Raw genomic sequence first — 26,553 nt, 5'->3', positions numbered from 1 at the left:
CATCCTCCAGCAGGTTAGTGGCCCATGAGCCGGTCAGCGGCATCGGGCTTGTCGTGTACGGCGTGACGGTCGACGATGGTGGCGGTGGCCTCGTTCATGCCGATGATTTCCACCTCGGCACCTTCACGTCGGAAGTTGACGACCACGCGGTCGAGCGCGGCGACGGAACTGATATCCCAAAAGTGTGCACGGGACAGATCGATCGTCACCTTATCCAGATCCTCCCGGAAATTAAAGGCTTGCATGAACTTCTCCGTGGAGGCGAAGAAGACCTGCCCATACACGCGATAGGTGCGGTGCAGGGTGTGTTCATCCGGACGGGTGTCGGTGTCGGCACCCACGAACATGAACTGGCTGACCTTGTTGGCGAAGAACAGGGCCGCCAGCAACACGCCCGAAAGCACGCCGAGGGCCAGGTTATGGGTGAACACGGTCACCGCTACGGTGGTGATCATGACGATATTGGTGCTCAGCGGGTGGTCCTTCATGTTCTTGATGGAATTCCAGCTGAAGGTACCGATGGCCACCATGATCATCACCGCCACCAGGGCCGCCATGGGGATGGCCCCCAGGAGCGGGGTCAGGAATACCACCATGACCAGCAGGTAGATGCCGGCCATGAATGAGGATAACCGCCCGCGGCCACCGGATTTGATGTTGATCACCGACTGCCCGATCATGGCGCAGCCTGCCATGCCACCAAAGCTGCCGGCGACGATATTGGAGATGCCCTGACCCTTGCACTCGCGGTTCTTGTCGGTGCGGGTGTCGGTGAGGTCATCGACGATGTTCTGGGTCATCATGGACTCGAGCAGGCCCACCACGGTCAATGCCAGGGCATAGGGCAGGATGATCCACAGGGTTTCCAGGTTCAGCGGGATGTCCGGCCACAGGAAGACGGGCAGGGTGTCGGGCAGTTCGCCCATGTCGCTGACCGTGCGGATGTCCAGGTTCAGCAGCCATGCCAAGAGGGTGAGCACGACAATGGTCACCAGGGGCGAGGGGATGGAGCGGGTCAGGTAGGGGAAGAGATAGATGATGGCCAGGCCCAGGGCGGTCATGGCGTATACATGCCAGGTGACGCCGGTGAGCTCCGGCAGCTGTGCCAGGAAGATCAATATGGCCAGGGCATTCACGAACCCGGTCATGACCGAGTTGGAAATGAAGCGCATGTAGCGCCCCACCTGCAGATAGCCTGCGATGATCTGCAGCACGCCGGTCAGAATGGTGGCCGCCAGCAGGTATTCCAGCCCGTGTTCCTTGACGAGCGTGATCATGAGCAGGGCCATGGCTGCCGTGGCCGCCGAGATCATGCCGGGCCGGCCGCCGGTAAAGGCGATGACTACCGCGATGCAGAACGAGGCATACAGCCCCACCTTGGGGTCCACCCCCGCGATGATGGAAAAGGCAATGGCTTCCGGGATCAAGGCCAGGGCAACCACCAGGCCAGCGAGCATGTCCCCGCGTATGTTGGAAAACCATTCCTTCTTGATGCGGGTGAGGTTCATGGATGATGTCCTATGAGTGCGAATGCGTTGCCGGCTGGGCCCGGATTATTGCCAAATGAGGTCACGCGCCCCCGTCTGCGATGATCGGAGCCGCGAAGCATGCGGTTGAAGCGGTCGTGTAAGGGCGTTACTGCGCGGGGGCGGTGGCCCCAAGCGATGCCCGAGTGTGGCCGGAATCCAGTGATCCAACGGCAGTCCTCTGGGGGTGCCGTGGAGAGGCCAATGCGGAAAGGACGTGAATAATACACTGCGAACAGGGTTTTGGCCAGTCTGTCAAGCCTTGCGCTCGGCTAAAATGCGGCCTGATGTGGGTCCTGGCCACCGTGTTCTTTGACAGTGACCAGGAGGCGGGAAGGTTGTTTTCTGTCTACACTCGCTTGGTAAATTCTCATCCGATCATTTGTGCGTATGTCCATTTCGAGCCCATCTTCCGCCGAGGCCGTGGTCTTACCTACCGCCTTACGGCACGCCCTGCAACAGGCCCTCAGTGAACCACCGCAGCGTGTACGACGGCTGCATGCCGATGGGCAAGCCTTATGGCTCAAGCAGCCTGAACGCCTGAACTGGCGCTGGCGATTGCAAAAAGGCAACAGTAAGCGCGCCCTCGAAAGGGAGAGGCGCGGGCTGCATCTTTTGGCCTCTACGCGGATGCCCGTAGCGCCTATCGTTGCTGAGGGAGAGACGTTCCTGGCCACTCCCGATGTCGGGAAGCCGATCAAACGCCTGCTACGCACACAGTCCGAGCAAGGCGTCGCGGCCTGTGCGGCGGCCGGGGTCGCGTTGGCAACTTTGCACGGGGCTGGCTTCAGTCATGGCCGCCCGGGGATACGCGACATCTGCTGGGACGGCGCGCAAGCAACCTTTATCGACTTGGAGTGGTTCTCATCTCGGCGGCATCGCAATGCCCATTTCGGGCTTGACGTGTTTCTGTTCCTGCATTCCATTCTCGCCGTGAAACGCCAGATCGGCCCGGAACTGTACGCGGCCGTGGCAGGCTACCGCCAACACGCCCCATCCGAGGCCTGGGCTGCGGCGCGCACCTGGGCCTGGTGGCTGGCGGGCCTGGGGCGTTTGAGCGTCTGGATCCAGACCTGGCGCCCCGACACCGGCGATGTGGTGGCCATCCCTCACACCTTGCAGGTACTGCGCAATGACGTGGGACGTTCCACGCACTACGATAATGAAGGAGCCTGACCCGTCCCCACAGGGGCGGGGGGGCACCACCGCGGCTGCCCAACAGGGCGGCAGTCTGAGCCACCACCCGGGAGCATGGGAGCCTTGAACTGTCGCAGGCGATGATCATAGCGGCTCGTGCCGCCGGCATCATCGATGCGGGTGGCGGGACTTCCCCGCTGGTAGATGAATTGTTTGCAGCGGGATGCAAGGATCCCAAAGTGCAGAATCTCTCGCGCCAGGCCCTATCGCAACCGGTGCCAAACCACAGCCATCTCTATATGGGGTGAGTGTCCGCAGCCTGGGGTTGTGCGGACTTTGGTCCCGGAGAACCGGACGGCAGCTCAGGGCCGGTCAGCGTCCCTGGTGGGAGGAGCGCTGACCGGCCCAGGCGTATCAGCATTCGGTGCGTTCGGCCATCTCCAGGGCGTCATCGACCTCGATGCCGAGGTAGCGGACGGTACTTTCCAGCTTGCGATGACCAAGCAGGAGTTGCACCGCCCGCAGGTTCTTGGTTCGCCGGTAGATCAGCGTGGCCTTGGTGCGGCGAAGTGAGTGGGTGCCGTACTCCTGTGGATTGCCTCCGATCAGTCCCACCCATCCCTTGACGATCCGCGCGTATTGTCGTGTTGAGAGATGGGGCGAGTCCTGCCTCCGGCTTGGAAAGAGGTAGCTGCCACTCGTCAGGCCGGCTTTGGTGATCCAGGCCGCGACTGCGGCTCGGGTTGGCTCGGTAAGTTCGAAGCGGACGGGTTCATGGGTCTTCTGCTGAACCACGCTGGCCCGGGTCAGGATTTCCCCACCACGGGCCACATCGTTCACCCGCAACTGGACCAGGTCACAGCCCCTGAGCTTGCTGTCGATTGCCAGGTTGAACAGGGCGAGTTCCCGGATTTTCCCCGCCAGTTCCAGTCGAGTGCGTAGGGCCCAGATCTCTCTGAGTTTGAGTGGCGGCTTCTGGCCAATGAGCTTGCCCTTGTTCCACGGGGCAGGGTGGTGTGGGGCAGTCTTTTCCGAATCGTTCATGGTCAGTTTCCTCGTTTGAGGTGGAGGAAACACAAGCATGGGCCCACAGGGATGGCGGTGTGCGACCCAAAGCCGACACTCGGCAGCATGAGGCGAGAGGCTGCAGTCCGCTGTGAAGCTGTCGCCCGACACCTCTATATCGCATCAGTAGGGCCGGGGTGGCACCAAGCTGATTACCGGCCGAAGACATGATCCGCTCGTTCGCATGTCCTTCTGTGCAGCCGAACCACGGTGTGGTGCTCCATCGTTGCAAGCGAATTTTTATAACCCGAAATTATGCAACGTCGCTGAAATGAGGCTTAGCCGAGATATCGGAGTGTCAGATTTATTTACATTTACCATATATGGATCAGTAAGCCTTATGATTAGCTTTCTGTTTTTTGGGAAATTTTGTCGTAATAAGTCAAATGGCAAGGTGATTGCATCATCAAGGATGAAAGTAAAATAAAGGGACCTTGACGATCGCAGAGCATGCACATAAGAGAGACCAAAGGGATGCGCCGATCGTGCGATTTATGCTCTAACCGGGGGATTTTAAGATGCTCGCGACTCGCGCTTTCGTAATGCTGGCTCTCGTGTTCGCCTCACAGGCCGCACTTGCGATCCCAATCCAGTATAAGGTCGAATCACTTGGTGGTAATGATTTCCGCTACGAATACACTGTTACCAACGACGGCTCGCTCGGCGCCGGGGTGGCGTTGGAGGGGTTTACGATCCTCTTCGATACCGATCTGTACGACGAAGGGTCTCTTTTGATCGTGACGGCTGATCCGCTTGCATCGGATTGGGATGAGTTCATCTTAGCGGGTGGCCTCGGTGTCGATCCGGCCTACGACGCCTTCGAAGCCGCTATCGCGGTGGGCGAGACGGTTTCTGGTTTTAAGGTCGAGTTCTATTGGTTGGGTAGTGGTACGCCCGGGTCGCAACCATATCAGATCTACGATCCCGATACTTTTGATGTGCTTTTTACCGGCGACACCCAACCCGAGGCGACAGCTGTTCCTGCAACCGGTAGCCTGGTTTTGATGCTTGGGGGCATCGCTGGGCTTGCGGCATCTATGTGTCGCAGACGGCCGCGGGACTTAGTTCCTCGATAGCACTATTAGGAATCGTACTTCCGACACTGCAACTAGGAACTGGGAGACCTTGGCGATGCCGCACTCTATCATGTCCGCCGCATGGAATACCCTGATAACAGTGCTGACACTCGTCTTGGTGACGGTTGCAGTGCCTGCCCAAGCAACGCCCGAGCTATCGATTGAGAACTACGAGCTCGTCTCCTCTAACCGCATCAGCCGTTTCGAGTTCGAGTACACCTACAGCGCCGAGGTCACCAACACCGGAGCTGATGCCCTGGATGTCGCGGCCACGCTCAGCGTCGAAGCGCCGGGTGTGACCGTGCAGGAAGGCGCGCTCAGTTTCGGCGATGTCCCCACTGGGACCAGCGCCCCAAGCAGCGACACCTTTAAGATTCTGCACGATCGCCGGCACAGATTTGGCGTGGACGACTTAACGTGGTCGTTCACCTTCCAGCCAAGCATCTATTCAGTCAGCGCCATCGCTGGCGAGGGGGGAGCGATCAGCCCGTCCAGCCACGAGTTGAGTCCAGGTGACATCGCAGTTTTCAGCGTGACTCCGGACCTCGGCTACGTGATCGACACCGTCCACGGGTGTGGCGGAACACTCGACGCCACACTCTTCACCACGGCTCCGGTTACCACGGCCTGCACGGTAACCGCCGAATTCACGCGGGACGATCGCCCAATCCAGCTTTCAGCTCCAGTCGTTGAGGGTGCGCTGCTACCCGGTTCAACCGCGGACCTCAGTCCGGGGGTGCGGTATTCCGGGGATGGTTTCCTTGAGTTCTCGCTTGTTGAATCGCCGCTGGGCATGACCGTGAACGCGCGTACTGGACACCTCCGATGGACGCCCACGGATGAACATGCGGGGCAGACCTTCACTGTGCAATTATCGGCCGCAGATAGCGAGACGTCATCGTTGGTTGTGTTTTCCGTCCGCGTTGCGCAGCCCACCGTGGTGGCAACGACTTCCGAGGTCCTTGACGACGGGCGAATCCGGATCACCGTTACGGATACTGATCTGGCGCTTGACGGGTTGGAGGTTTTCTTGCCGGAGGACTTCACGGCTTCGGACTATGTCACCTCAGTTACGGACGGGATTCCGGATATCACGCTTATCAATCCCTCCGACGTGCCCAGCCCAGATTCCTTCTCGCCGGAAACTGACATTCTCCTGACAGAATTCTTCCGGATCGATCCCGTCTCCATTGGGACGGATTACATTGGAGTCCTGCTTCCGCCCGTCGAACTGCCGGCTGGACGCTATTCCGAAGAACTCATGCTTTACGTCTACGAACGACCGGTTGGTATTTCGGCTGCACAAGGGCCGATCTGGACAGCGGTGACGCATGGGCTCAGAGTGACCGAGGATGGTCGGGCTCTGATAATGATTGCTGCCACGGGACAACCAATGGTGGTAGGCATATCGGCAGTGATTGCTGCCGCCGCCGAGAGCACCTCTGGGGCATTTTGGTATCGGCTGGCCACTCCGGTCGCAGGGAGAGAGACCGTCCCAATCGAGTGTGAAAGCGATTCGAGTTGGATAGACCTACAGCTATGTACGGTCGAATTCCCCCGCCAGCTTGGTGCGTGTTCGCTGGACGGACTCACCGATTGCAAGGCTAAGATCCGCATACGTGATTTTTCCGAAAACAATTGGACCAATCCGCCTCCTGACTTTAGTGTCCATCACGTCGCGGGTTGGGCTGCTGACGCCTTGGTCAAATTTAACACGTTAGGACTTCCGTTCGACGCATGGACCGACGCGTTGATCTCTACTCGTGATGCCAACATAGAAGTTAAGATAAGAGATATAAGCCGGCTAAGAAATCCATGCAGGTATACGGCACTAGTGAAGCCCGTTAATAATTACCGGGTTTTACATCTCAATGCATTTAACACATGTGCGCGCGAGAGTTCCGTACAGAGAATGAAGTCCGCTTTGGTTCATGAGTATTTTCATCACGCCCAAACCCGAGTCGAAGAAAGGCTGTATCCTCTCTTCGATTGGAGAAGCACCGTGGTTTCCGATGAGGTTCGAGAATGGTTGTATGAAGGTACAGCAGTTTGGTTTCAAGATGAAGTTTACGATCATCATAATTACTATGTTCGCTACGGGATTCTAAGGATCTTGGATCGCGGGCTAGCTTCCAACACGCAGCCTGCAGACGCCTTCGGGTTCGGTGTGCCGGTGCCGGAGAATATGGTGGTGAGCCGGGGGTACGACCACGGTCCATTCTTTAAGTTGCTGCAACGGAGGGGCAATGACGAATATGGCTGCGATTTTACAGCCACAAACTCAGATGAGCGCAACTTCCTCGCTGAAATCTTTACAGGACACTCATCGAAAGACGACGGCGCGGGTCGTCTTCTTGATGCGATCAGCGATCCGAGCTTTTCCTGTGGTTTCGGATCCGTGTTCGGTGCCGACAACAGGATGGCGAACGCGCTGGAGCATTACACTTACGCCACCCAGATCAAGCAAGACATACGGTTACTGGATCGGAGCGAACCGTCCGATTTCGACGATTGGACGTTTGATGGTGAGATCTATCCGCGGCTTGTACCATGGGGGCGCGAGGAGTCAGTATCGAGTGAGCCGGGTGTCACGCATTCACTGAATTTGGCGCCGCTTTCTTCTATTGTAGTGCGTCTCGAAGATCAGCACGGGGACCTTGGGCGCAGAGCGCTCAGCGTCAGGAAAGCAACTGATGGCCACGAAGGCACTACCGCATTTGTGTCATTACGAAACAGCGAGGGTGAAGACCCAAAGCCGGATTTCGTGACGAATGATGGCATGAAGATGTACGGCGATGAGAGTTGGAATGGCTGGTTCTTGACTTTTGTAAACGCCGACCCCGGCCAGCGCAAGGAAGTATTATTTGACATCTTCCTGGAAATTGAGATCAGGGCTCTGGATGCCGATAGCTGCACCGAGTATGGTCTGTGTGGTTTTGAGGTCGTGTTTGCGCCCAAAACGGATTTCTCGGATACGTACGTGGAGATCGACTGGGGCAACGGTGCCCTCCTTTCCCGGGTTTCGGTTCAGGACTGTATCGCGTCTGGAGTATGCCGAGACCAGGGTGATGGGCGGATACGTGTCTGGGGCTCGTACGCGGATCCAGGATCATTTGGCGCATCGCTAAGCTATGCGTTCGGGGAAGGCGCGTGGCAGACGGTACCGGCGGAGTTCTCAGTCACGGCGGTCAATGCGCTCCCTCTGGACGCTACGCCTGGTGATCACAGCGTCACTCTGGACTGGCCTGCACTTCCCGCCGATGAGTACAACTTGTGTCGGTCCGAGACGTCTGTGAGCCACCTGGACAACTGTTACTCCGAGGGCGGTGAGCACGTCGAGGGTGACATCGGCATGCCCCCGCATCTAGTTTCCGGGTTGGCGAATGCCCAAGAGTACTTTTTCCGGCTCGAGGGACGATTTGGCGACCGGCGGATCTACTCGAATGAAGCCACAGCCACCCCGACCGAAGCGGGGGTAGGGTTGCCCGGTACACACCCCCTCAACGACACCGGCATCGACTGGTGCGCCGATGGCGGCGCCAACTTCCTGGGCTGCCCGGTGGCGGGTTATCCTGGACAGGACGGCGAGTTCGGCCGTGACGCCGCCGCCCGCGAGGGCACGCTTGAGAAAGTCGGCGCCGGTGATGCGGGCTTCGACTATACCAAGATTGCGAACGACGGCGCCGAATTGCCAGCCTCGGCGACGCTCGGCAGCGGCCCGAATGAGTGGGCCTGCACCCGTGACAATGTCACCGGGCTAATCTGGGAGGTGAAGACCACCGACGGCGGCCTGCGCGATCGCGACAACACCTATACTTGGTATCAACCCGCCGGACCGAATATGGGCGATCCCGGCACCCAGGATGGCGGCCGTTGTGAGGGCAGCGCCTGCGACACCACCGGCTTCGTGCAGGCCGTCAACGTTCAGGGCCTTTGCGGCACGACTGACTGGCGCCTGCCCACCTTGGGCGAACTTCTTTCGATCGTCCATCATGGGGGCGATAATCTGCCCGTAGATGCGAACTTCTTCCCAAATACCGTTCCTAGGCGTTTCTGGTCGGCGTCGCCGTATGCTGGTCGTTCCGGTGATGCATGGGCCGTGAACCAAGATGTGAGGGAGATCCTTCTTGACAGGGGCTATACCCGTACACAATCGAGTCTCTGGCCCAGCCCGGCTCGGTTAGTAAGTGGCGCGGATTGAGCTTTTCGACCAAGGACCGTGATTATGAAACCTGGACTAAGGGCCGTGATTATGAAACCTGGACTAACTCGCGTGCGATGGCTCCTGACAATCTGTCTTGTTTTGTTCTCTACCGGCGTTGCTGCAGATATCCCTTCGGCCGCCAACGAGTGCGTATCGGACCTTCTGGAAACCACGCCTTCCAGCGATTTCAGACCCGTTTTGGGGGGTATGATGGTGTACCATGAGCCCACCGAGCTTTTCTGGCTAAGATGTCCGGTGGGCATGTCTTGGACAGGCACTGATTGTGCCGGCAGCGCCTCCATGGGCAGTTGGGGGGCAGCATTGGAATTCGCGGAGCAGGAGGGGTCGGCATTTCGCGTGCCCAGCATCAGCGAGTTGCGCAGCATTGTGGAGCTGTGCAAAACAGGCCCTGCCGTAAACGAGGAGGTATTCCCGGGCACACCTTCGGACAGGTTTTGGTCGGCCACGCCTTTTTTATTGTCAGGCAAGGCGCTAGGGGTCTCGTTCGACAGTGGCAGTGATGCGGAGAGAAACATGATTGCTGGAGCGTACCTCAGGTTGGTTGTAAACCTTCCCCGCTGGGTATTAGACCTGTAGTTCGGCAGGCAACGAAAAAACGCAGGCTCCGGGCGGCGTTCGACGAACATGGTTATTAACGCGGCAATCAAACAAATCACTTGATTTCGTGTTTACTTTTCGCAAAATCAGCAACTTACCGGGAGCGCGACGGATATGAATGGTCGCCGGGTTAATAGATCGTGAGAGCGAAGCGAGCGAGCCGCGATTTGAACCGTTTTTTGACAACATATGCTCCTCAGTGCCCAGTAGGCGCGCCATTGCTGCCGCAGGCGGTCTGGGCTCGAGTGCCCGCTCCGGGCCGAGCACTGCCAATGGCTGACTCTAGCCGACCCGAAGCGGGCACCGGGACAATAACGTCGAAGTACCGCATAATGATGGGTAGCGGTCGTTCCCGGAAAACTGCAAAACGAGCCCTAATCCTGCACGCGGGGAAAAGGCTCGCCCTGAAGGCGGCCGTGGGAACGTGCATACGCTGAGTGGGGCTGGGCCCTCGGCGCCCATACCACGTGACCGTGTCGTATCAGCGGTTTGAAATTCAAGAATCGATTCAATCCCGGTCGCCGGCAAATCGATTCCCAGTTTCGCTTATTAACCCGGCGACCATTCATATCCGTCGCGCTCCCGGTAAGTTGCTGATTTTGCCAAAAGTAAACACGAAATCAAGTGATTTATTTGATTGCCGCGTTAATAACACGACCTTGGTTAAGCAAGCTCCACTTTAGTGCACACAAGGCCCGTATACGCAAACCCAATGTTGAACTTAAGATCCTCCCCAAGGCTGACTAGCTCCCACAGGCCGTCATCAAACGCTTCTTCATGAATAAATGCCGTGATGTCAAAATCTCGTACATTGACAAACCCATAGGCACCCCTCTTTTCAGTGAGGCGGCCCCGGTGTCTAATTGGATTCTCTCCGCCATGGTAATCACGAATCTTTGATTTTACCGCTTGGGGAACCTTTGCTCGCCGGAGCGCACTGAAAGTCATACCAGCCGCTTTGCGCTCCGTCGCGTCATCGCTCTCAATGGCGAAACGTGAGTACCAGAACTGCGCTTCATAACTTGAATCCCCTGGTGTGAATGACCGCCGAAAATAGTATGACAATAATTTAGGTGAGGCCTCGTCTGTGCCGCGGAGTAGATCTGCATAAAAAAAGTTCAGGCGATGGTCTGACCGGCGTGAGTCTAGCGCTCGTTCCAGTACTGACTTAGCTTCGGGCTGCCGACCCTGTCGTCGGTATATAGTGGAAAGGCGAATAGCCAAGAACGGGTCACTTGGGTCCTGCCCGCATGCAGTCTCGAGCGCACGTACGGCACGGGGTGTGTCCGCTAGAAGCTCAGCGAATGTCGCTTCGAGCGCAGGAAGGTGACCCTCAGACGGAAACCTCCGTCTGCTTTCCGAAATGGCCTTCTCTGCGTTCCGCACCAAGTGGTCCAGGGTGCGATCTGCTGTTCCCGAATCAGCGATAGCGTCACGGACATCGTCGATCGCGAGATCAATGATTCCGGAATCAGTGTAAGCGCTGTGGCCATCCATGCGGAGAAGGCGTTCGAGAGTGGCTCTCGCCTCCGCTCGATATTGGTCCCTAATGCCTGGATCCGCCTCTGTTTTGGCGCGGTCCCGCCAAGTCGTAGCGAGGCTGTGGAGTATTGAACCATCCTTAGGAGCAGTGTTGCTTGCTTCATTTAAAAAATCAATAGCTTTTCGAAGGTTACCGTTGTCACGTAACCGTTCAAAGTTGGCGATCTGTTGTAGCACGTAGGGATCACGGCCGACGCACTCCAAAACGGTGTCATATATTCTTTGTACATCGGTGGAGTCAGGGAATAGATCTAGAATCGTTTTTGCTCGAATCATACTCCTAAAACTAGTACGATCTGATTGGTATGAAATATTTAGCAAGCTGAGCACGCGGACATATTCATGGTATCTGTCTTGGACAGAGTCGTATGCGCGCTGAAAAACAATATCCGCAATCTCCGGATGACGTGCGGCGTAGTGCAAGTCGCGCTCCCCGTGCCCACTTGCGATAACAACTTTCTCTAGCGGTTTTAAAAACTGGCTCTGGAAATCATTCCAATCGATATCGAAAACTCGGTGAATCAACCCTGCGCGAACCGGTACGCGATGTCGATTTAGAATGCAAACGGTCCGATAGAGGGATCGGGCACGGTCGGATCGAATCGAACGGTATTCGTCATAGATAATATCCTCGAATGGGCGACCCATCGTAACTTCATGCAGGGCAACAAGAAGTTGGCGGCCAAAAGCGTCTTGGAAGCGTTGCACCCTTTCTTTATGCGTTAACGGCAAAAGTGCCTCTCCGAGGCAATCATATTTCTCAAGACGAGTCACAAGAGCGTCAATTTCATCAGGACCAAGATACGGTAGTTTGTACTGAGCTGTAACAAGTTCATCGAGTGTGGAGCATCGGTCGTTCCACTCTGTATACCGTTCGGCAGTGATAATGGTAATAGGAAGAGACCGTATGCGTGCAAATTTGATTAGTCGATTGATCGTGCAAATGCACTGAGCGGCGTTGTCGACGAAAATAAATAAGCGTTCCTGAATGTTGGCGTGTAATTCTTCTAATCGCTCCGGGTCTATTGAGGAAAGACCGGAAACGTAAAAGCATATGCGGCTTTTGTGGATTCCGGCATCCCAAGCGAGTCGGCGCAAAAGAACGCTCTTCCCGGAACCCGCTTCACCCTTGATGACGAATAGATCGGCGCTATCGGTTCGATTGGCTTCGGCAATAACTATTGCATCGGCAAGAAGCTTTCGACAGATTGTGCGTGGGGCATCAAGGTTCTCAGATATTGGATACCATCCTTGGCCATGGCCCCGGTAGAACTCTTGAGGTGTTCCGGTACCTGTTAGAAGTGTCTGTTCAATAAATTGAACGTCATTGGTAAGGAAAGAGAGGATATCTTCGCTGAGAGTATTGTGTGTGCAGAACTTGGATTGGATTGGGTGGGTATCCGGAGTGGTGGAGAACGACAGCGCTCTATGGGGTTCGGGTACTTGGTCGAGTAGGGCCGTAACGAAGTCTTCGAGAGTGCCGTTGAGTGCCCTTATTCGTTTCTGTGCCCAAAGATTGACCTCCGAGATCTTGACTCCCGGTTTGATAAGGTAATATTGTGGCCGGCCTTGGCCGATCGTGCGATCAACGCGCTTGATTATTTCGCGAATGTCAGCGTCTTGTAGACTGTGTCCGACAAAGATCAATGTGTTTTCGTGTGCCAGTTCAAAAAGCTCTGTGAAAAGCCGATCTCGATTGGTGAGGTAGTCGTTATATTGCTCAATATTTAGAATCAGCGGAAGTGATACGTCCCGTATGCGCGTTACGCAGCCATGTAGTTTGTAAAGGGGGACCCGATCGTCTGTTCTTCGTATCTCATCAAGCGGATCGAAGTTGGATAGAATCGGCTGGCAACGCTGTAGAGGATTACCGCTTGCCTTGTAGCTTTCCTCAATCAGGAGATCATAGTTGGTGGTGAAAAGCGCTCGCCAATTGAAGCGGGTTAGGTCGCAATGAAAAGTCGCTGGTTTTATATCGGAAAATTGATCCGCGACAAAGCGCTGTAGAGTAAATAAATCGGATTGGCTTACGGCCAGTTCAGCGACGAAAGCCAGCGAAGTATTTTTGTGGTCACCGGATAGGAAATGGTCAGATAAGAGGATCTTGAGATCCTCTCCCAACAACGGGCTTTTACCAGTAGGAAAGTGAGCACCGTGCAGGATGCCAGCACCGAATATGGGTATTGCCTTTCCTTTTTTGACGGCGTCGAGGAGGCTAGGGTCGAGGTCCATTGATTTGGCCATTTATTGTTTGGGACGTGAAGCGAGAAGATCCAGAGATTAAAGGGGACTTCTATTAATTGCTTGCTGCCGTCAGTAACCCATTGATTTTGTTGGGTGGAAATTCCGGCAAATCGAATTAATAGAGGTTCCCTAAAGCGGTTCGCATAGCACATTACATGATTGTTGTGTGGTTTGCCGGAATCCTTGGCCAACCTCGTCTGCCCTACCGGAAAACCGCCCTAGGGGGCGAGTAATCCCGCGAGGGATGCTGTGAGTAGCGACCAACCAGCGCTAAGTGTACCTGATGGTGTTCAACCATGAAATGTCGGCCCTTCCAAGCAAGAAGTTGGGAGGATTTCCGCGGCCAGAGCCACGGGTATCCACACCGCTTGTGCTCTAGGCCGTGGGCGAGGGCTCAGGATATGAGGGGGGGCGTGTCCCGCTATCCGGAAGCGGAAGCCTCTAGCTGAGTGAGCGCTCTTTTGAAGCTAGAAAAGCCGGGATAGTGGGTGCCAAAGCGCAGCCAGACCTGGCGGGTGTAGTGAGCCATTTTGCCGAAAGGCTGATCAACTGCTTGAGCACCATCCGGGTGCGACGGCGGTTAGCGGGATGGCGCACGGACAAGTCATCGCGATCAACATCTGCAGTCCTATGCGGCGCAGGATGTTATACACGAACTTGCCGGAGGGGGGGGGTACCAGTCCTCGTCCCCCAGTCGGGGAAAACCAAGGCCTGACCCCTGTGGTCAATGGTGTGCTCAACTACACGCATGGCGCGACGGAAGGTCCACTCCCGCTCTTACCAAAAGCGGGTTTCAGTGACTCTTAAAGTGGCGATCCGCCTATCCTCGCGGCGGCTCCCGCGTCTTTGTCCGCCTCCAGAGCATCATTGACGCTGTAAGGACACTTCAGGATCGGGCGTTCGGTGAGATGGAGGGCCTTATGGAAAGTCCGCTGTTCGTTCCACAATAGTCACTGGGCCAGTTCGTCCTAATGGCTGTTTCGGGCCGTAAGCGGCCGTCATGGCCCCGATCTGACCCAGCGGCCGGGCTTTGCTACACTTGGGCACCGACCGCCACTGACCCAATATGCGTCGACACCCGTGAACACCGAGACCGCATCATCCAATGGGGGCCTGAAGGGCCGGCTGATCAATTATGCGCTGCTCACGCGGATGCATCGGCCCGTGGGCACGCTGCTGCTGCTGTGGCCCACGCTCTGGGCCCTGTGGATTGCTGCCGAGGGGGTTCCCGATCCCCTGGTGCTGTTCGTGTTCGTGGCGGGCGTGGCGCTGATGCGGGCGGCCGGCTGTGCCATGAACGACTTTGCCGACCGGCATATCGACGGTCATGTCACCCGAACCCGGGATCGCCCACTGGCCATGGGTCTGATCAGTCCTGCCGAGGCCGTGGGCGTGGCGGTGGTGCTGTCCATCATTGCCTTTGGTCTGGTGTTGCTCATGAACCCGCTGACCATTGCCCTCTCGGTGGTGGCGGTGCTGCTGGCGGGCACCTATCCCTTCATGAAGCGATTCCATCATCTGCCCCAGGTGCATCTGGGCGCGGCCTTCGGCTGGGCGGTGCCCATGGCCTTCGCCGCCCAGACCGGCGCTTTCCCTCCCCCGCTGGCCTGGCTGCTGTTTCTGGCCACCATTCTGTGGGCCACGGCCTACGACACCATGTACGCCATGGTGGATCGGCCCGATGATCTCAAGATCGGCGTGAAATCCAGTGCCATCCTGTTCGGGGAGTCGGACCGGAGCATCATTGGCCTGCTCCAGTTGCTGGTGCTGATTGCCCTGGTGCTGGTGGGCATGCAGGCGGAGCTTGGCATGATCTTCACCCTGAGCCTGGTGGTTGCGGCCGGCCTGGTCATCTATCAGCAGTATCTGATCCATGACCGGGACCCCAAGGGTTGTTTCAAGGCCTTTTTGAACAACAACTGGTTTGGGGCGGTGGTGTTTGCCGGGATTGCTTTGGATTATCTGGTTCGGGGTGCGCTCTAGCGGGCTCCGGCACCCGCGCCAGCACCCAGACATCCACCCGCCGTACACCGCTGGCCTTCAGCAGCCCGGCCAGTTCATCCAGGGTGGAGCCGGTGGTCATGACGTCATCCACCAGCGCCACATGCGTCGGCGCAAACCCTTCAGCCACCTGGAAGGCGCCGCGCAGATTGCGTTGGCGATCCTTTGCGGCGAGCTTCTGCTGGGGCGGTGTGGCGCGTACCCGGCGCACCGCCTGGGTGTCCAGCGGGCAGTCCAGGGCGCGACTGAGTGGGCGCGCCAGCTCCAACGCCTGGTTGAATCCCCGCTCCTGCAGCCTATCCGGATGCAGTGGCACCGGAATCACACGGTTCGGACGCGTTACCCGGGGCCCCAGTTCCCGGGCCATGAACTCGCCCAGCAGCCGACCGTGGTTGAGGCGCGCGTGAAACTTGAAGCGCCCCACCAGCTCATCCACCGGCCAGAGATAGGTGAGGGCCGCCCAGGTGCAATCAAAGGCCGGTGGATGGCTCAGGCAATGGCCACACAGGCTGCCCGGATCACCGGGCACGGGTAGTCCGCAACGGGGGCAAGGGCCGCTCGGGCGGGGCAGTTCCGCGGCACAGGGTCGGCACAGATCCAGCCCGTCGTGCCCAGGGGCCCCGCAGAGCAGACACACAGGCGGGTAGGCGCGCTCCATCCAGGCGGCGCCCAGGTGCCGCACACGTTCCATCAGTGGATTCACGTCCCTGTCACCTCGCTATGGGTTGAGGTATATTCACGGTTTGCCCGTCGTCGCGACCGGAACATCCCGGTGGCCGGATGGGCCGGCCGTTTCCCTTAGGTGTACAAGTATGTCCCAGCCCGCCGCCGCCCGCCATGTATCAGCGCGTGCCTGTGCCGGATCGGCCAAGCTGTTCAACTATGGCACCATTATCGCTGTCACCGTGGCCGGCGTGCCCCTGTTTCTGGTGACCGGCGAAGTGGGTGTGGCCACCATCATCGCGGCCATCATGGGGATTGTGCCCCTGGTATTGTGGTTCGGTGGCTCCATGCTGGTGTACGCCCTGAACCGGCACCACCCGGACGAGCGGGTGGGGTATTACACCCAGCAGGCGGCTTATCGCTACTACGCCTTCATGGGGGCGCTGATTGTCATCGGCACCTTCTTCCCGCCCGAGATCTTCTATTTCCGGATCTACTGGCTGGTGGCCGCACTCATCATCATTCCCTGGTCGATCCGCGACATCATCCGGATCAACCGGGAGCATTGGCAAGACGTCGAGATTCCCAAGGAGCCTGACCATGGCTGAAACCCGTCACGACTGGACGGTGGATGAGATCCTCACCCTGCTGGATCGTCCCTTCAATGATCTGCTGTTCGAGGCCCATACCATCCATCGGGCCCATTTCGATCCCAACCAGGTGCAGGTGAGCCGCCTGCTCTCCATCAAGACAGGCGCCTGCTCCGAGGATTGCGGCTATTGCTCCCAGAGCGCCCATAACGACGCCGACGTGGAGCGGGAGCGGTTGCTTCCCGTGGAAGAGGTGCTGGCCGAGGCCCGCAAGGCCAAGGACGAGGGCGCCACCCGTTTTTGCATGGGGGCCGCCTGGCGCAACCCCACGGACAAGAACCTGGAACGGGTCATCGAGATGGTGCGGGGCGTGCGGGAGATGGGACTGGAGACCTGCATGACCCTGGGCATGCTCACCGAGATGCAGGCGCGCCGCCTCAAGGAGTCCGGCCTGGACTACTACAATCACAACCTGGATACCTCGCCGGAGTATTACGGCGAAGTGATCACCACCCGAACCTATCAGGATCGCCTGGACACCCTGGCCCATGTGCGTGAGGCCGGGATCAATGTTTGTTCCGGCGGCATCCTGGGCATGGGCGAGTCCCGTCGTGACCGGGCCAGCCTGCTGCAGCAGCTGGCCAATCTGCCGCGCCATCCGGAATCCGTGCCCATCAACAACCTGGTGCCGGTGGAGGGTACCCCCATGGCCGACGCCCAGCCGGTGGATCCGCTGGAGTTCGTGCGGGTGGTGGCCGTGGCCCGCATCATCATGCCCACCTCCCATGTGCGCCTGTCGGCCGGGCGCAGCGAGATGAGCGACGAGATGCAGGCCATGTGCTTCTTTGCCGGTGCCAACTCCATCTTTTATGGTGAGAAACTGCTCACCACCGCCAACGCCACGGAAAACCACGACCAGCAACTCTTCCGTCGTCTGGGTGTGAACACCCTGGAAGTGGAGCACAAGGCGGGCGACGAAACCCAGGTCGCGTGACACGGGATCTCAAGGCACCCCTGCAGGCCCTGCACAACGAGCACCGGTATCGTTCGCGGCGCATCCTGGAGGGGCCCCAGCAGCCGGAACAGGTGATCGACGGTCGGCCCGTGCTGGCCTTTTGCAGCAACGATTACCTGGGCCTGGCCAATCATCCACAGGTGATCCAGGCCTTCCGGCAAGGGGCCGAGACCTATGGCGTGGGGGCGGGTGCCGCCCATCTGGTGAACGGCCACACCCGGGCCCATCACGCCCTGGAGGATGAACTGGCCGTCTTCACCGGTCGTGATCGGGCGCTGCTGTTCTCCACCGGCTACATGGCCAACCTGGGCGTGGCCCAGGCCCTGCTGCGCCGGGGTGATCGATTGTTCGAGGACCGCCTCAACCACGCCTCGCTGATTGATGCCGCCATGATCAGTGGTGCCCGGCTCAGCCGCTATCATCATGCCGATGCCGGGGATCTGGCCCGCCGTCTGGGTGCTGCAGCAGGTGCGGATGATGATCGCGAGGCCCTCATCAGTACCGACGCGGTATTCTCCATGGATGGCAACCTGGCGCCGCTGGAGGCCCTGGCCCCACTGGCCGATACCCACGGCTGCTGGTTGATGGCCGACGATGCCCATGGCATCGGCGTGCTGGGCGAGCAGGGGGCAGGAACCCTGGAGCACCTGGGGCTCACCCAGGACCAGGTGCCCATCCTCATGGGCACCCTGGGCAAGGCACTGGGCACATCCGGTGCCTTCGTGGCCGGCCCTGATGACCTGATCGAAACCCTGATCCAGTCGGCACGCACCTACATCTACACCACCGCCATGCCCGCCGCAGTGGCCGAGGCCACCCGGGCCTCGCTGCATATCGTGCAGCAAGAACCGGAACGTCGGGGGCATTTGCGTGATCTGGTGGGGCATTTTCGGGAGGGGGCAGGGCAGTTGGGTCTGGAGCTGATGGAAAGCGCCACGCCCATTCAACCCATCCTGGTCGGGTCCTCCGACCAGGCTGTCCAGTGGAGCGACAGCCTGCTTGAGCAGGGGTTGCTGGTGCCGGCCATTCGGCCCCCCACCGTTCCCCAGGGCGGGGCGCGGCTGCGTGTCACGCTCAGCGCCACCCACTCCAAAGTGCAGGTGGATAGGCTGTTGCAGGCCCTGGAGGGGCTGGTCGGCGAGCCCTGAAAAACCATGGGCTGCCACATTTCAAGTGCCCAAGACCCGATATCCCTCAAAAAACCCTATTAATTGGCTTGTAATACGTTCGCCACGGCCTACAAAATCGGACGACTGTGCCTTTTCAAGGCCGGTCAGAATCTGTTGCCGGGAAGTGGCCCGTAGCCCGAACAAAACCGGACCCTTGCCCGGATTTCTATTCAATCCGATGGAGGGATGTTGTGATGGCGGAAGTACTGATCATACTGTTGTTCGCTGCGGCGGCGATCGCTTTCTATACCCAGTATCGTGCCCGGGTGGATCTACCCCCGCCCAATTCCGGTGCCTACCAGCGCGAAGAGAAGCTGCTCACTCCCAAGGAGGTCGAGATCCTCAAGGCTCTCGAAGAGAGTTTCGGCGACCAGCATCGTATCTACCCCAACCTGACAGCCAGCGAAGTGGTGGCCGTCAAGCCCACTCCCGATCAGCCCCTGAAGGAAACGGCTCAAAAGCGCATCGACGATGAAACCTTCGATTTTGTCCTGTGCAAGAAGGACAGCTTCGATGTGGTCTGTGCGATTCGTTGCCGCAGTGCCCGGCGCAAGGGCCTGGTGCACGACCCGGACGACTTCCTGGAGGAGGTCTGCGCGCATATCGAACTGCCTCTGGGGGTGATCCGTATCGATCAGCCCATCTCGGCTGCCAAGGTCAAGACGGTGGTGGAAGAGGCTATCAAGGCCGTGGCCGACCGGGCTGAAGAAGCCAGGATCCGCAAGGCCAAGGCTGAAGAGCAGAGAAAGAAGGCCGCCGAGGAGAAAAAGGCTGCCCAGGCCAAGAAGGCTGCCGCGAAGTCCGGCCCCGCCGGTCGCCCCGCCCCCTCCGAGGCGGCGCCGTCACCTGCCAAGCCCGAAAGCAAATCCGAGCCCAAGCCCGAACCGAAGGCGGCAGACAAACCCGAGCCCAAGCCTGCGGCCAAGTCGGAGCCCAAGCCTGAAACCAAACCTGAAGTAAAGGCTGACGCCAAGCCGGCAGAGACTCCGGCAGGGCAGGGTGCTGCCGCGGCCCCGGCCAGCGAACCGGCCAAAACGGCCGCCAAGACCGATGAGGCTGCCAAGCCCCTGAGCGGCACCGTGAGCTCGCCCGGCAGCAGTTCCTGAAGGCTGTCCTTCATGACCCGTGGACGCCCTCCGGCGTCCCGGGTTTTCTCCAGGGCCCGTCATCGATTCAGGGCAAGCCCCTGAAACACCTTGACGATTCATGTATACTGTGCGCGACTTCAAGAAATCATCGGCCATTCAGGGCGTGGATTAGCCGAACGTCTCCAATCCCAGCAACGGCCACGCCCGGCAGCCTGCGCACCATCCTGCACTGACGATCCGGGGTTGCGGCCTCACCGGAAGCAGCCCGAATAACGTCTCGGCCCTGGCTGTCTGGTCGACACACCGATTCACTTCATCATAAGCCCCGGGAATGGACTGCAATTCCCCATTCCCATGCGTGCGAGGTACAACCATGTCTAATAAAGAAGATCTCATCGAAATGGAAGGCACCGTCACTGACGTGATGCCCGATCAGCGTTTCAAGGTGGAACTGGACAATGGCGTCCATGTTCAGGCCTATGCCTCCGGCAAGATGCGTCGCTACCGCATCCGCGTGGTCAGCGGCGACAAGGTCAAGCTGGAAATGTCCCCCTACGACCTCACCAAGGGTCGCATCAGCTACCGTTACAAGCATTGATGGATCGCGGCGCCGCGGTCGCGAGCGCTGATGCGCTCCGCCGCCCCGCCGACACCGGGTTCCCCCATCACCGGGGGGACTGCACTACCTCACTCCGTCCCCTCATCCCCCAGTCGCGTCTGGATCCGCACCTCGGATTCCAGGGTGCGATGTACCGGGCAGCGATCGGCAACCTGTAGCAGCCGCTTGCGCTGGTCCTCCGTGAGATCCCCACCCAGGGTGATTTCCCGCTCGAACTGATCCCTCTGTGCGGGCTTGCCGCCGTCCTCGTTCTCCTCTTCCACCTTGCGATGCCGCAGGCGCACCGAGACGTGCTCCAAAGGCAGCTCCTTGCGCTGCGCGTACATGCGCAGGGTCATGCTCGTGCAAGCGCCCAGGCCCGCCATGAGGAACTCATAGGGGGCCGGGCCCTGATCCTTGCCGCCCATGGACTCGGGTTCGTCGGCGTTGATCCGATGGGGGCCAATCTCGACGGTCTGCGCATAGGGACCCACGCCGTTTTCCGCCACCAGCACGCCCCGCTCGTGATCCCCTGATTCCTCTCGCTCCGGCGGGTCCAGAAAGCGCTCGGCCCAGGCGCTGAGCAGGGATGCCACGTAGTTGGAGTCGGCGGGCCGGGAGAGCATGTGGTCCACGTTATCCAGGGACACGAAGCTCTTGGGATGCTTGGCAGCCCGGTAGATCTGCGCCGCATGATCGATGGAGACGATCTTGTCGTGGGGGGAGTGAAAGATCATCAGGGGCCGCCGCAGCTTCGCCACCTGATCCAGCACCTTGTGGCTGTCCAGATCCTCCAGGAACTGCCGCTGGATGCGGAATTTCTGCCCCGCCAGGTTCACCTCCGATTCCCCTTGCTCCCGAATGACCTCCAGGGTGTCCTCGCCGAACAGATGAGTCACGTGGGCCACATCACTGGGGGCATTGATGGTGGCCACGGCGCGCACCTCGGGTACATCCTTCGCCACGGCCAGCACGGCCGCCCCTCCCAGGCTGTGGCCGATGAGCAATTGTGGGGCCTCATGCTCCTGGCGCAGGTAATCGGCGGCCCGCCGCAGATCTTCCAGGTTGGAACTGAAGTTGGTGTTGGCAAAATCTCCCTGGCTGTGGCCCAGCCCGGTGAAATCAAAGCGCAGCAGCGCAATTCCGTGGGCCCGCAGGGCCGAACTCAGGCGTACCGCTGCAAGGATGTCCTTGGTACAACTAAAACAGTGGGCGAACAGGGCATAGGCCCGGGGAGGGCCCTCGGGCATGTCCAGGCGTGCGGAGAGCTCGTTACCCTGGGAGCCGGGAAAGCGTATACGAGGGTTATGGTCTGGCATGTGGGCGTCTCCGGGGAGAGTGGGTGGCGTCGTTACCGGGCGGGCGAGACGCCCAGATGTTCCTGCATGGCATCGCGCAGAACCTGCTCATGGCGCGGGCTTTGCAGCACCTGAACCGGCTGTCCGTCGCTCCGAAACAGCACCACCGCGCCGTCGTTCACCCGAAACCGCGTGGCCAGATCCCGGCCATCGGGGGTGCCAAGGTTGGCGACCAGAAACTCCACCTCATCACGATACTCATCCCGGATCCGGTCCATGAGTTCCAGCACCTGCATTCCGGTCATGTAGGAAGCATCATAGGTGACCACCAGGGCAGGGCGCCCATCACCGATGCGCGACAGGTCCGTAGGGTAGGCACCCTTGGGCAGCTGGCTCCAGATCAATGCCCCTGCCACCACCAGGATCAGGGGGGTCATCAGCAGCCTGGCCCAACGAGGCAGCCCGCCGGATTGCTTTTCTTCTTTTTTGTTCTCACTCATGTGTCAGTTTCCCCTTGAGTCCCCATAGCAGCCAGGCCCCCAGCCCCACGATCACCGCCAGTGATCCCAGGTACGCGTGCCAGCCCAGCCCGTGATAGAGATACCCCGGCAGAAAGGATCCGGTGGCGCCTCCCGCATAGTAAAAGGCAATGTACAACCCATTGACCACCCCCCGCTGGCCGTCGTTCCCCTGGTTGAGCACCCCCGGGGCCAGGGAATGGATCAGGAACATGCCCGCACATAGCACGAACATGCCCAGGAACATCACCCAGACCTGGCTTCCGGTGAAGAACAGCAGCGCAGCCAGAAACACGGCCGTGCCCAGCAACATGGTGTTCACGGTGCCGCCTATGTAGTCCGACAGACGCAACGACAGCAGGGAGGTGACCACGCCCATGAGATAACCGGCATACATGAGGGCGATGCCCGTCTCATTCAGACCGGTGCCCAGCTCCACCAGGCGGAAGGGCAGGAAGTTCAGCAGCGAGGCAAAGGCCCCAAAGGCGCAGAAGACCACCAGATACAGTCGCAGATAGGTGGGATCACGCAGGACTTTCAGGATGGCTCCCCATTCCAGGCGCTGGAAGCTGGCCGGTGGGTCGCTGCGCAGCCGCTGCAGCAGCAGTGCACACAGGGCAATGGCACCCGCCAGGCACAGGAAGGACCAGCGCCAGCCCAGGTGGGTGGAGATCAGCCCGGAGGCCATGCGCCCCAAAAAGCCCCCCATCACACTGCCGGCAATGTAAAGGGCCATGACGCGGGCCACCTGCCCCGGTGCGGCGCTGGCGCCCAGGTAGGTCATCAGCGAGGTGAGCATGGCCGGGATGATGAGCCCCTGGGCCAGGCGCAATAGCAGCAGCAGCTCGAAACTGGTAACGAAGAACGCCAGGGCCTGGGTGGCGGCCAGCAGCCAGGTGGCGGTGATCAGCAGGCGTCGGGCCGAGAAGCGCTGCAGCAGGAAACCGTAAGCAATGGGTGCCACCGCCAACGGCAGCAGCGCCACCGTGATCAACAGCGAGGCCTTGGCCTCGCTCACCGCAAAGGCATCGGCGAGTACCGGCAGCAGCGGCTGCGGCGCATACAGGGCGGAAAAGACGAGGATCGCGCAATACAGCACGATGGCAAGGTGACGGGCAGGCAATGACAATTCCCCGAAGCCACGCCCGGTTGCCGGGCGGGAGAAAGGATCAGCTGACGGGCCGACAAGCGGCTTTTCGGCGCTCATGATACCTGAACTGCCTCACCCTCATCTCGTACCACCATCGATGACCCCGGGGCACTTCACCAAAGTGGCTTGCATGTCTTTCTGGCTATGCGACACTGATGGCAGTTCAAATCCAGCCATTCACGGTGCGGGGGTCGCCCCTGCGTTTGCCGTGCGGGAGATCAATACATGAAACTTGAAAAGATCCTCTACGCCACCGATCTGTCGCCCGGTGCCGATGACGCCGGGCGCCGCGCGCTGCAACTGGCCAGGACCCATGGTGCCAATCTGCGGGTCATCAGCGTGGTCAATGCGCCTGTGGTCAACGAGGAGGTCATGCGTCGCCTGCGTGGCAGCCCCGGGGACATGATGACCGACCTGGCAGAGGCTACCGAGGTGGCCATGCAGGAGCGCATGCGGGCGTTGGGGGCATCGGATGATGAGGATATCGAGTATCACTGCATTCAGGGTCAGGGACACAAGCGGATCCTGGCGGAGGCTCGCAGCTATGGCGCCGATCTCATCGTGGTGGGGTCCCACGGGGAGCGCTCCCTTCAGGATGTCCTGCTGGGCACCACCACCCAGAATCTGGTGCACCACACGGATCGCCCGATTCTGGTGGTGAAACGCCCGGTCGATGGCCCCTATGAGCGCGTGGTGGTGCCCGTGGACTTCTCCAAGCGCACCCGTTCCGCCCTGGAGCTGGGTGCGTCGCTTGCACCGGGAAAGAAGCTGCACGCCGTGCACGCCCACAACCTGGATGCCCTGGATAATGTGCTGCGCAATCGGGTGGACCGCAAAGAGGTGGAGCGCATCAAGTCGGAGGTGCGGGCGGAGCGCCAGCAGGAACTGGATGCCTTCCTGATGAGTTGCGATGTCAGCCCGGAACAGCTGGAGGGATATCTGCGCACGGGCTATGCGCCGGACGTGCTGGATCGCGCGGTGCTGGAATGGAAGGCACAGCTGGTGGTCATGGGTACCCATGGCCGCAATCGGCTGCAGGATGCCCTGCTGGGTGGCGTGGCCCGGCGGGTGGTGCACCAGGTGAAGGACGCCGACGTGCTGCTGGTGCGCGCCTGAACCCCAGCCTCACCCCAACCCCTCTCCCCGCCAGCAGGAGAGGGGTTTCACGCTCCTTAGTCCGTCCCCGTCCTCAGCATCTCCCCCGCTTCGTCAGCCCCATCCCGGAACTGCAGTGCCGCCAGGCGGGCATACAGGCCCCCGGCAGCCACCAGCTCATCGTGGGTACCCACCGCCGCGATTGCCCCCTGATCCATCACCACGATCCGATCGGCCTTGCGTACCGTGGCCAGGCGATGGGCGATGATCAGCGTGGTGCGACCTTCCATCAGGCGTTCCAGCGCCTCCTGCACCAGGCGTTCGCTCTCCGCATCCAGGGCGCTGGTGGCCTCATCCAGGAGGAGCAGCGCGGGGTCGCGCAGAATCGCCCGTGCAATGGCGATGCGTTGACGCTGGCCGCCGGAGAGGCGCACCCCCCGCTCGCCCAGGTGGCTGTCAAACCCCTCCGGCAACTGGTCCAGAAACTCGCTGGCATGAGCCGCGTCGGCGGCGGCGCGGATCTGGTCACGCGTGACATCCTCCATACCAAAAGCGATGTTCTCCCAGGCATTGGCCCCGAAGATCACCGCATCCTGAGGCACCAGGGCCATGCGTTGGCGCAGGTCCGGCGGGTCGGTCTCGCGCACATCCACACCGTCAAACCGGATCACGCCCGATTCCGGGTCGTAGAACCGCAGCAACAATTGCAGCACGGTGGATTTGCCGGCGCCAGAGGGACCCACCAGGGCCACCTTCTCGCCTGGCTCCAGGGTCAGGGAAACGCCCGCCAGGGCGGGGGGTTCGGGTCTTGAGGGATAGCGGAATACCACCTGGTCCAGGATCACCTGCCCACGGGGTGGCTGTGGCAGGGCCTTGGGGTGCGGCGGCGGCTTGATGGTGGGCTCGGTGTCCAGAAGCTCCATGAGCCTTTCCGCGGCACCGGCCGCGCGCAGCAACTCGCCGATGACCTCGCTCAGGGCGCCCACGGCGCCAGCCACCAGCACGGCGTAAAAGACGAAGGCCGCCAGTTGGCCATTGGTCATGCGACCGGCCAGCACATCGTGCCCCCCCACCCACAGCACCAGGCTGATGGCCGTGAAGATCAGCAGCATCACCACCGCGCTGAGCAGGGCACTCACCTGGGTGCGGCGAATAGCGGCATCGAAGGCCCTCTCCACCTGCCGACCGTAACGCACCGCATCCACGGCTTCGTGGCAAAAGGCCTGCACCGTGCGGATGCCGTACAGGGTCTCGTCAATATAGGCGCCGATGTCTGCCACCCGGTCCTGCGTCTGGCGCGAGAGCTGACGCACGTGGCGCCCCAGGATCCAGATGGGGATGAATACCAGCGGCACCCCCATCATCACCCACAGGGTGAGTTTGGGGCTGGTGATGAACAGCATGACCAGGCCGCCAGCGAACAACAGGGCATTGCGCATGGCAATGGCGAGGGTGGAGCCCACCACCACCTGCACCAGAGAGGTGTCGGTGGTCAGGCGGGAGATCACCTCACCGGTACGGGTCATTTCGAAAAATGCCGGGTCCAGGCGCAACACCTTGGCGAATACGGCCCGGCGCAAGTCCGCCACGACCCGTTCACCGATCCAGGTGACCAGGTAGAGCCTGAGGGCCACCGACACGGCCATGACCAGCACCACCCCCAGCAACAGGATCAGGGCCAGGTTCAGGGCGTCGGCATTGCCGGCGGTGAGCCCCCGGTCGATCACCAGGCGCAACACGGCCCCAAAGGCCAGTACCGCACCCGAACCCACCACCAGTGCAGTGATGGCCGCCAGCACCCGCCAGCCATGGGGTCGGACAAAATCCAGCAGGCGTCCCAGCACGCTCAGATTCAGGCTGGTGGGACGATCGGAGAGTTCGTTGGATGCGTGTTCAGACACGGGTCGATGATTCCTGAAATGGCGTGAAACGGTTTCATGGTAACGCAGCCGAGCC

The 26,553-nt window shown here is 59.9% G+C and carries 19 protein-coding genes; 11 read left to right on the top strand and 8 right to left on the bottom strand.

The features are described from left to right. Positions 1-14: 14 nt before the first annotated feature. Positions 15-1,508 carry a SulP family inorganic anion transporter gene (locus tag ECTOBSL9_RS04710; RefSeq protein ID WP_063464102.1) on the bottom strand — a complete coding sequence of 498 codons (1,494 nt, stop codon included), beginning with the start codon at positions 1,506-1,508 and terminating at the stop codon, positions 15-17. A gap of 921 nt (positions 1,509-2,429) precedes the next feature. On the opposite strand from ECTOBSL9_RS04710, the gene ECTOBSL9_RS04705 reads away from it, so the two are divergent. Further along, the gene (locus ECTOBSL9_RS04705; RefSeq protein WP_156500038.1) at positions 2,430-2,702 is read left to right on the top strand and encodes a hypothetical protein; all 273 of its coding nucleotides are present in this window, start codon (positions 2,430-2,432) and stop codon (positions 2,700-2,702) included. Positions 2,703-3,077: 375 nt separating this feature from the next. Here ECTOBSL9_RS04705 and ECTOBSL9_RS04700 read toward each other — a convergent pair whose 3' ends face one another. After that, entirely contained in the window at positions 3,078-3,707 is a 630-nt protein-coding gene (locus ECTOBSL9_RS04700) for a tyrosine-type recombinase/integrase (RefSeq protein ID WP_063464100.1), read from the bottom strand. Positions 3,708-4,246: 539 nt separating this feature from the next. On the opposite strand from ECTOBSL9_RS04700, the gene ECTOBSL9_RS04695 reads away from it, so the two are divergent. From ECTOBSL9_RS04695 to ECTOBSL9_RS17800, 3 genes are read left to right on the top strand one after another with little or no spacing between them, the layout of a single operon-like run. After that, positions 4,247-4,804, top strand: a complete 558-nt coding sequence (locus ECTOBSL9_RS04695) for a hypothetical protein (RefSeq protein ID WP_082829740.1) — start codon at positions 4,247-4,249, stop codon at positions 4,802-4,804. Positions 4,805-4,859: 55 nt separating this feature from the next. Then, complete coding sequence (locus tag ECTOBSL9_RS04690) at positions 4,860-9,005, top strand: DUF1566 domain-containing protein (RefSeq protein WP_063464099.1); 4,146 nt, start codon at positions 4,860-4,862, stop codon at positions 9,003-9,005. Between the two features lie 24 nt (positions 9,006-9,029). Beyond that, positions 9,030-9,605: a DUF1566 domain-containing protein gene (locus tag ECTOBSL9_RS17800; protein WP_063464098.1), complete on the top strand. Its 576-nt coding sequence runs from the start codon at positions 9,030-9,032 to the stop codon at positions 9,603-9,605. Between the two features lie 684 nt (positions 9,606-10,289). On the opposite strand, the gene ECTOBSL9_RS04680 is transcribed toward ECTOBSL9_RS17800, so the two are convergent. Continuing rightward, positions 10,290-13,412: an SIR2 family protein gene (locus ECTOBSL9_RS04680; RefSeq protein WP_082829739.1), complete on the bottom strand. Its 3,123-nt coding sequence runs from the start codon at positions 13,410-13,412 to the stop codon at positions 10,290-10,292. A 1,152-nt stretch (positions 13,413-14,564) separates the two neighbouring features. On the opposite strand from ECTOBSL9_RS04680, the gene ubiA reads away from it, so the two are divergent. After that, positions 14,565-15,395, top strand: a complete 831-nt coding sequence (gene ubiA / locus ECTOBSL9_RS04675) for a 4-hydroxybenzoate octaprenyltransferase (protein ID WP_063466004.1) — start codon at positions 14,565-14,567, stop codon at positions 15,393-15,395. Here the strand turns inward: ubiA and ECTOBSL9_RS04670 are convergent. Continuing rightward, on the bottom strand, positions 15,310-16,116 hold the full coding sequence (locus ECTOBSL9_RS04670; protein WP_240481049.1) for a ComF family protein: 807 nt from the start codon (positions 16,114-16,116) through the stop codon (positions 15,310-15,312). The genes ubiA and ECTOBSL9_RS04670 overlap by 86 nt on opposite strands. A gap of 109 nt (positions 16,117-16,225) precedes the next feature. Here ECTOBSL9_RS04670 and ECTOBSL9_RS04665 point away from each other — a divergent pair, with 109 nt between their 5' ends. The 5 genes from ECTOBSL9_RS04665 (at position 16,226) to infA (ending at position 20,536) form a co-directional block, all read left to right on the top strand. Next, positions 16,226-16,684, top strand: coding sequence for a hypothetical protein (locus ECTOBSL9_RS04665; protein ID WP_063464096.1), 459 nt, complete (start codon positions 16,226-16,228; stop codon positions 16,682-16,684). Further along, complete coding sequence (bioB, locus tag ECTOBSL9_RS04660; protein ID WP_063464095.1) at positions 16,677-17,660, top strand: biotin synthase BioB; 984 nt, start codon at positions 16,677-16,679, stop codon at positions 17,658-17,660. Before ECTOBSL9_RS04665 ends, bioB begins: the two co-directional genes overlap by 8 nt. Continuing rightward, positions 17,657-18,829: an 8-amino-7-oxononanoate synthase gene (gene bioF / locus ECTOBSL9_RS04655; protein ID WP_063464094.1), complete on the top strand. Its 1,173-nt coding sequence runs from the start codon at positions 17,657-17,659 to the stop codon at positions 18,827-18,829. Before bioB ends, bioF begins: the two co-directional genes overlap by 4 nt. A gap of 215 nt (positions 18,830-19,044) precedes the next feature. After that, positions 19,045-19,956: a DUF2726 domain-containing protein gene (locus ECTOBSL9_RS04650; RefSeq protein WP_063464093.1), complete on the top strand. Its 912-nt coding sequence runs from the start codon at positions 19,045-19,047 to the stop codon at positions 19,954-19,956. A 355-nt stretch (positions 19,957-20,311) separates the two neighbouring features. Next, on the top strand, positions 20,312-20,536 hold the full coding sequence (gene infA / locus ECTOBSL9_RS04645; protein WP_025280272.1) for a translation initiation factor IF-1: 225 nt from the start codon (positions 20,312-20,314) through the stop codon (positions 20,534-20,536). Positions 20,537-20,625: 89 nt separating this feature from the next. Here infA and ECTOBSL9_RS04640 read toward each other — a convergent pair whose 3' ends face one another. Genes ECTOBSL9_RS04640 through ECTOBSL9_RS04630 form a run of 3 tightly spaced genes read right to left on the bottom strand, consistent with a single transcriptional unit; the run spans position 20,626 to position 23,475 of the window. Then, entirely contained in the window at positions 20,626-21,855 is a 1,230-nt protein-coding gene (locus ECTOBSL9_RS04640; RefSeq protein ID WP_063464092.1) for an alpha/beta fold hydrolase, read from the bottom strand. Between the two features lie 32 nt (positions 21,856-21,887). Then, positions 21,888-22,334, bottom strand: a complete 447-nt coding sequence (locus ECTOBSL9_RS04635) for a hypothetical protein (protein WP_063464091.1) — start codon at positions 22,332-22,334, stop codon at positions 21,888-21,890. Continuing rightward, positions 22,327-23,475, bottom strand: coding sequence for an MFS transporter (locus ECTOBSL9_RS04630; RefSeq protein WP_063464090.1), 1,149 nt, complete (start codon positions 23,473-23,475; stop codon positions 22,327-22,329). The genes ECTOBSL9_RS04635 and ECTOBSL9_RS04630 overlap by 8 nt, the downstream gene beginning before the upstream one ends. A gap of 252 nt (positions 23,476-23,727) precedes the next feature. Here ECTOBSL9_RS04630 and ECTOBSL9_RS04625 point away from each other — a divergent pair, with 252 nt between their 5' ends. Continuing rightward, entirely contained in the window at positions 23,728-24,618 is an 891-nt protein-coding gene (locus ECTOBSL9_RS04625) for a universal stress protein (protein ID WP_063464089.1), read from the top strand. 56 nt (positions 24,619-24,674) lie between these two features. Here the strand turns inward: ECTOBSL9_RS04625 and ECTOBSL9_RS04620 are convergent, their stop codons facing one another. Further along, a complete protein-coding gene (locus tag ECTOBSL9_RS04620; RefSeq protein ID WP_063464088.1) occupies positions 24,675-26,498 on the bottom strand; it encodes an ABC transporter transmembrane domain-containing protein in 1,824 nt (607 codons plus the stop codon). Positions 26,499-26,553: the final 55 nt, after the last annotated feature.

Source organism: Ectothiorhodospira sp. BSL-9 (assembly GCF_001632845.1).
Classification (GTDB): domain Bacteria; phylum Pseudomonadota; class Gammaproteobacteria; order Ectothiorhodospirales; family Ectothiorhodospiraceae; genus Ectothiorhodospira.
The sequence above is the reverse complement of the archived record's forward strand: the minus strand, read 5'-3'. Positions and strand labels throughout refer to the sequence as shown.

Bases quoted from the DNA above. Each gene is read 5' to 3' on its own strand.
- ECTOBSL9_RS04710 (WP_063464102.1), bottom strand. From the start codon at position 1,508: ATGAACCTCACCCGCATCAAGAAGGAATGGTTTTCCAACATACGCGGG.
- ECTOBSL9_RS04700 (WP_063464100.1), bottom strand. From the start codon at position 3,707: ATGAACGATTCGGAAAAGACTGCCCCACACCACCCTGCCCCGTGGAAC.
- ECTOBSL9_RS04695 (WP_082829740.1), top strand. From the start codon at position 4,247: ATGCTCGCGACTCGCGCTTTCGTAATGCTGGCTCTCGTGTTCGCCTCA.
- ECTOBSL9_RS04690 (WP_063464099.1), top strand. From the start codon at position 4,860: ATGCCGCACTCTATCATGTCCGCCGCATGGAATACCCTGATAACAGTG.
- ECTOBSL9_RS17800 (WP_063464098.1), top strand. From the start codon at position 9,030: ATGAAACCTGGACTAAGGGCCGTGATTATGAAACCTGGACTAACTCGC.
- ECTOBSL9_RS04680 (WP_082829739.1), bottom strand. From the start codon at position 13,412: ATGGCCAAATCAATGGACCTCGACCCTAGCCTCCTCGACGCCGTCAAA.
- ubiA (WP_063466004.1), top strand. From the start codon at position 14,565: ATGCATCGGCCCGTGGGCACGCTGCTGCTGCTGTGGCCCACGCTCTGG.
- ECTOBSL9_RS04665 (WP_063464096.1), top strand. From the start codon at position 16,226: ATGTCCCAGCCCGCCGCCGCCCGCCATGTATCAGCGCGTGCCTGTGCC.
- bioB (WP_063464095.1), top strand. From the start codon at position 16,677: ATGGCTGAAACCCGTCACGACTGGACGGTGGATGAGATCCTCACCCTG.
- ECTOBSL9_RS04650 (WP_063464093.1), top strand. From the start codon at position 19,045: ATGGCGGAAGTACTGATCATACTGTTGTTCGCTGCGGCGGCGATCGCT.
- infA (WP_025280272.1), top strand. From the start codon at position 20,312: ATGTCTAATAAAGAAGATCTCATCGAAATGGAAGGCACCGTCACTGAC.
- ECTOBSL9_RS04640 (WP_063464092.1), bottom strand. From the start codon at position 21,855: ATGCCAGACCATAACCCTCGTATACGCTTTCCCGGCTCCCAGGGTAAC.
- ECTOBSL9_RS04635 (WP_063464091.1), bottom strand. From the start codon at position 22,334: ATGAGTGAGAACAAAAAAGAAGAAAAGCAATCCGGCGGGCTGCCTCGT.
- ECTOBSL9_RS04625 (WP_063464089.1), top strand. From the start codon at position 23,728: ATGAAACTTGAAAAGATCCTCTACGCCACCGATCTGTCGCCCGGTGCC.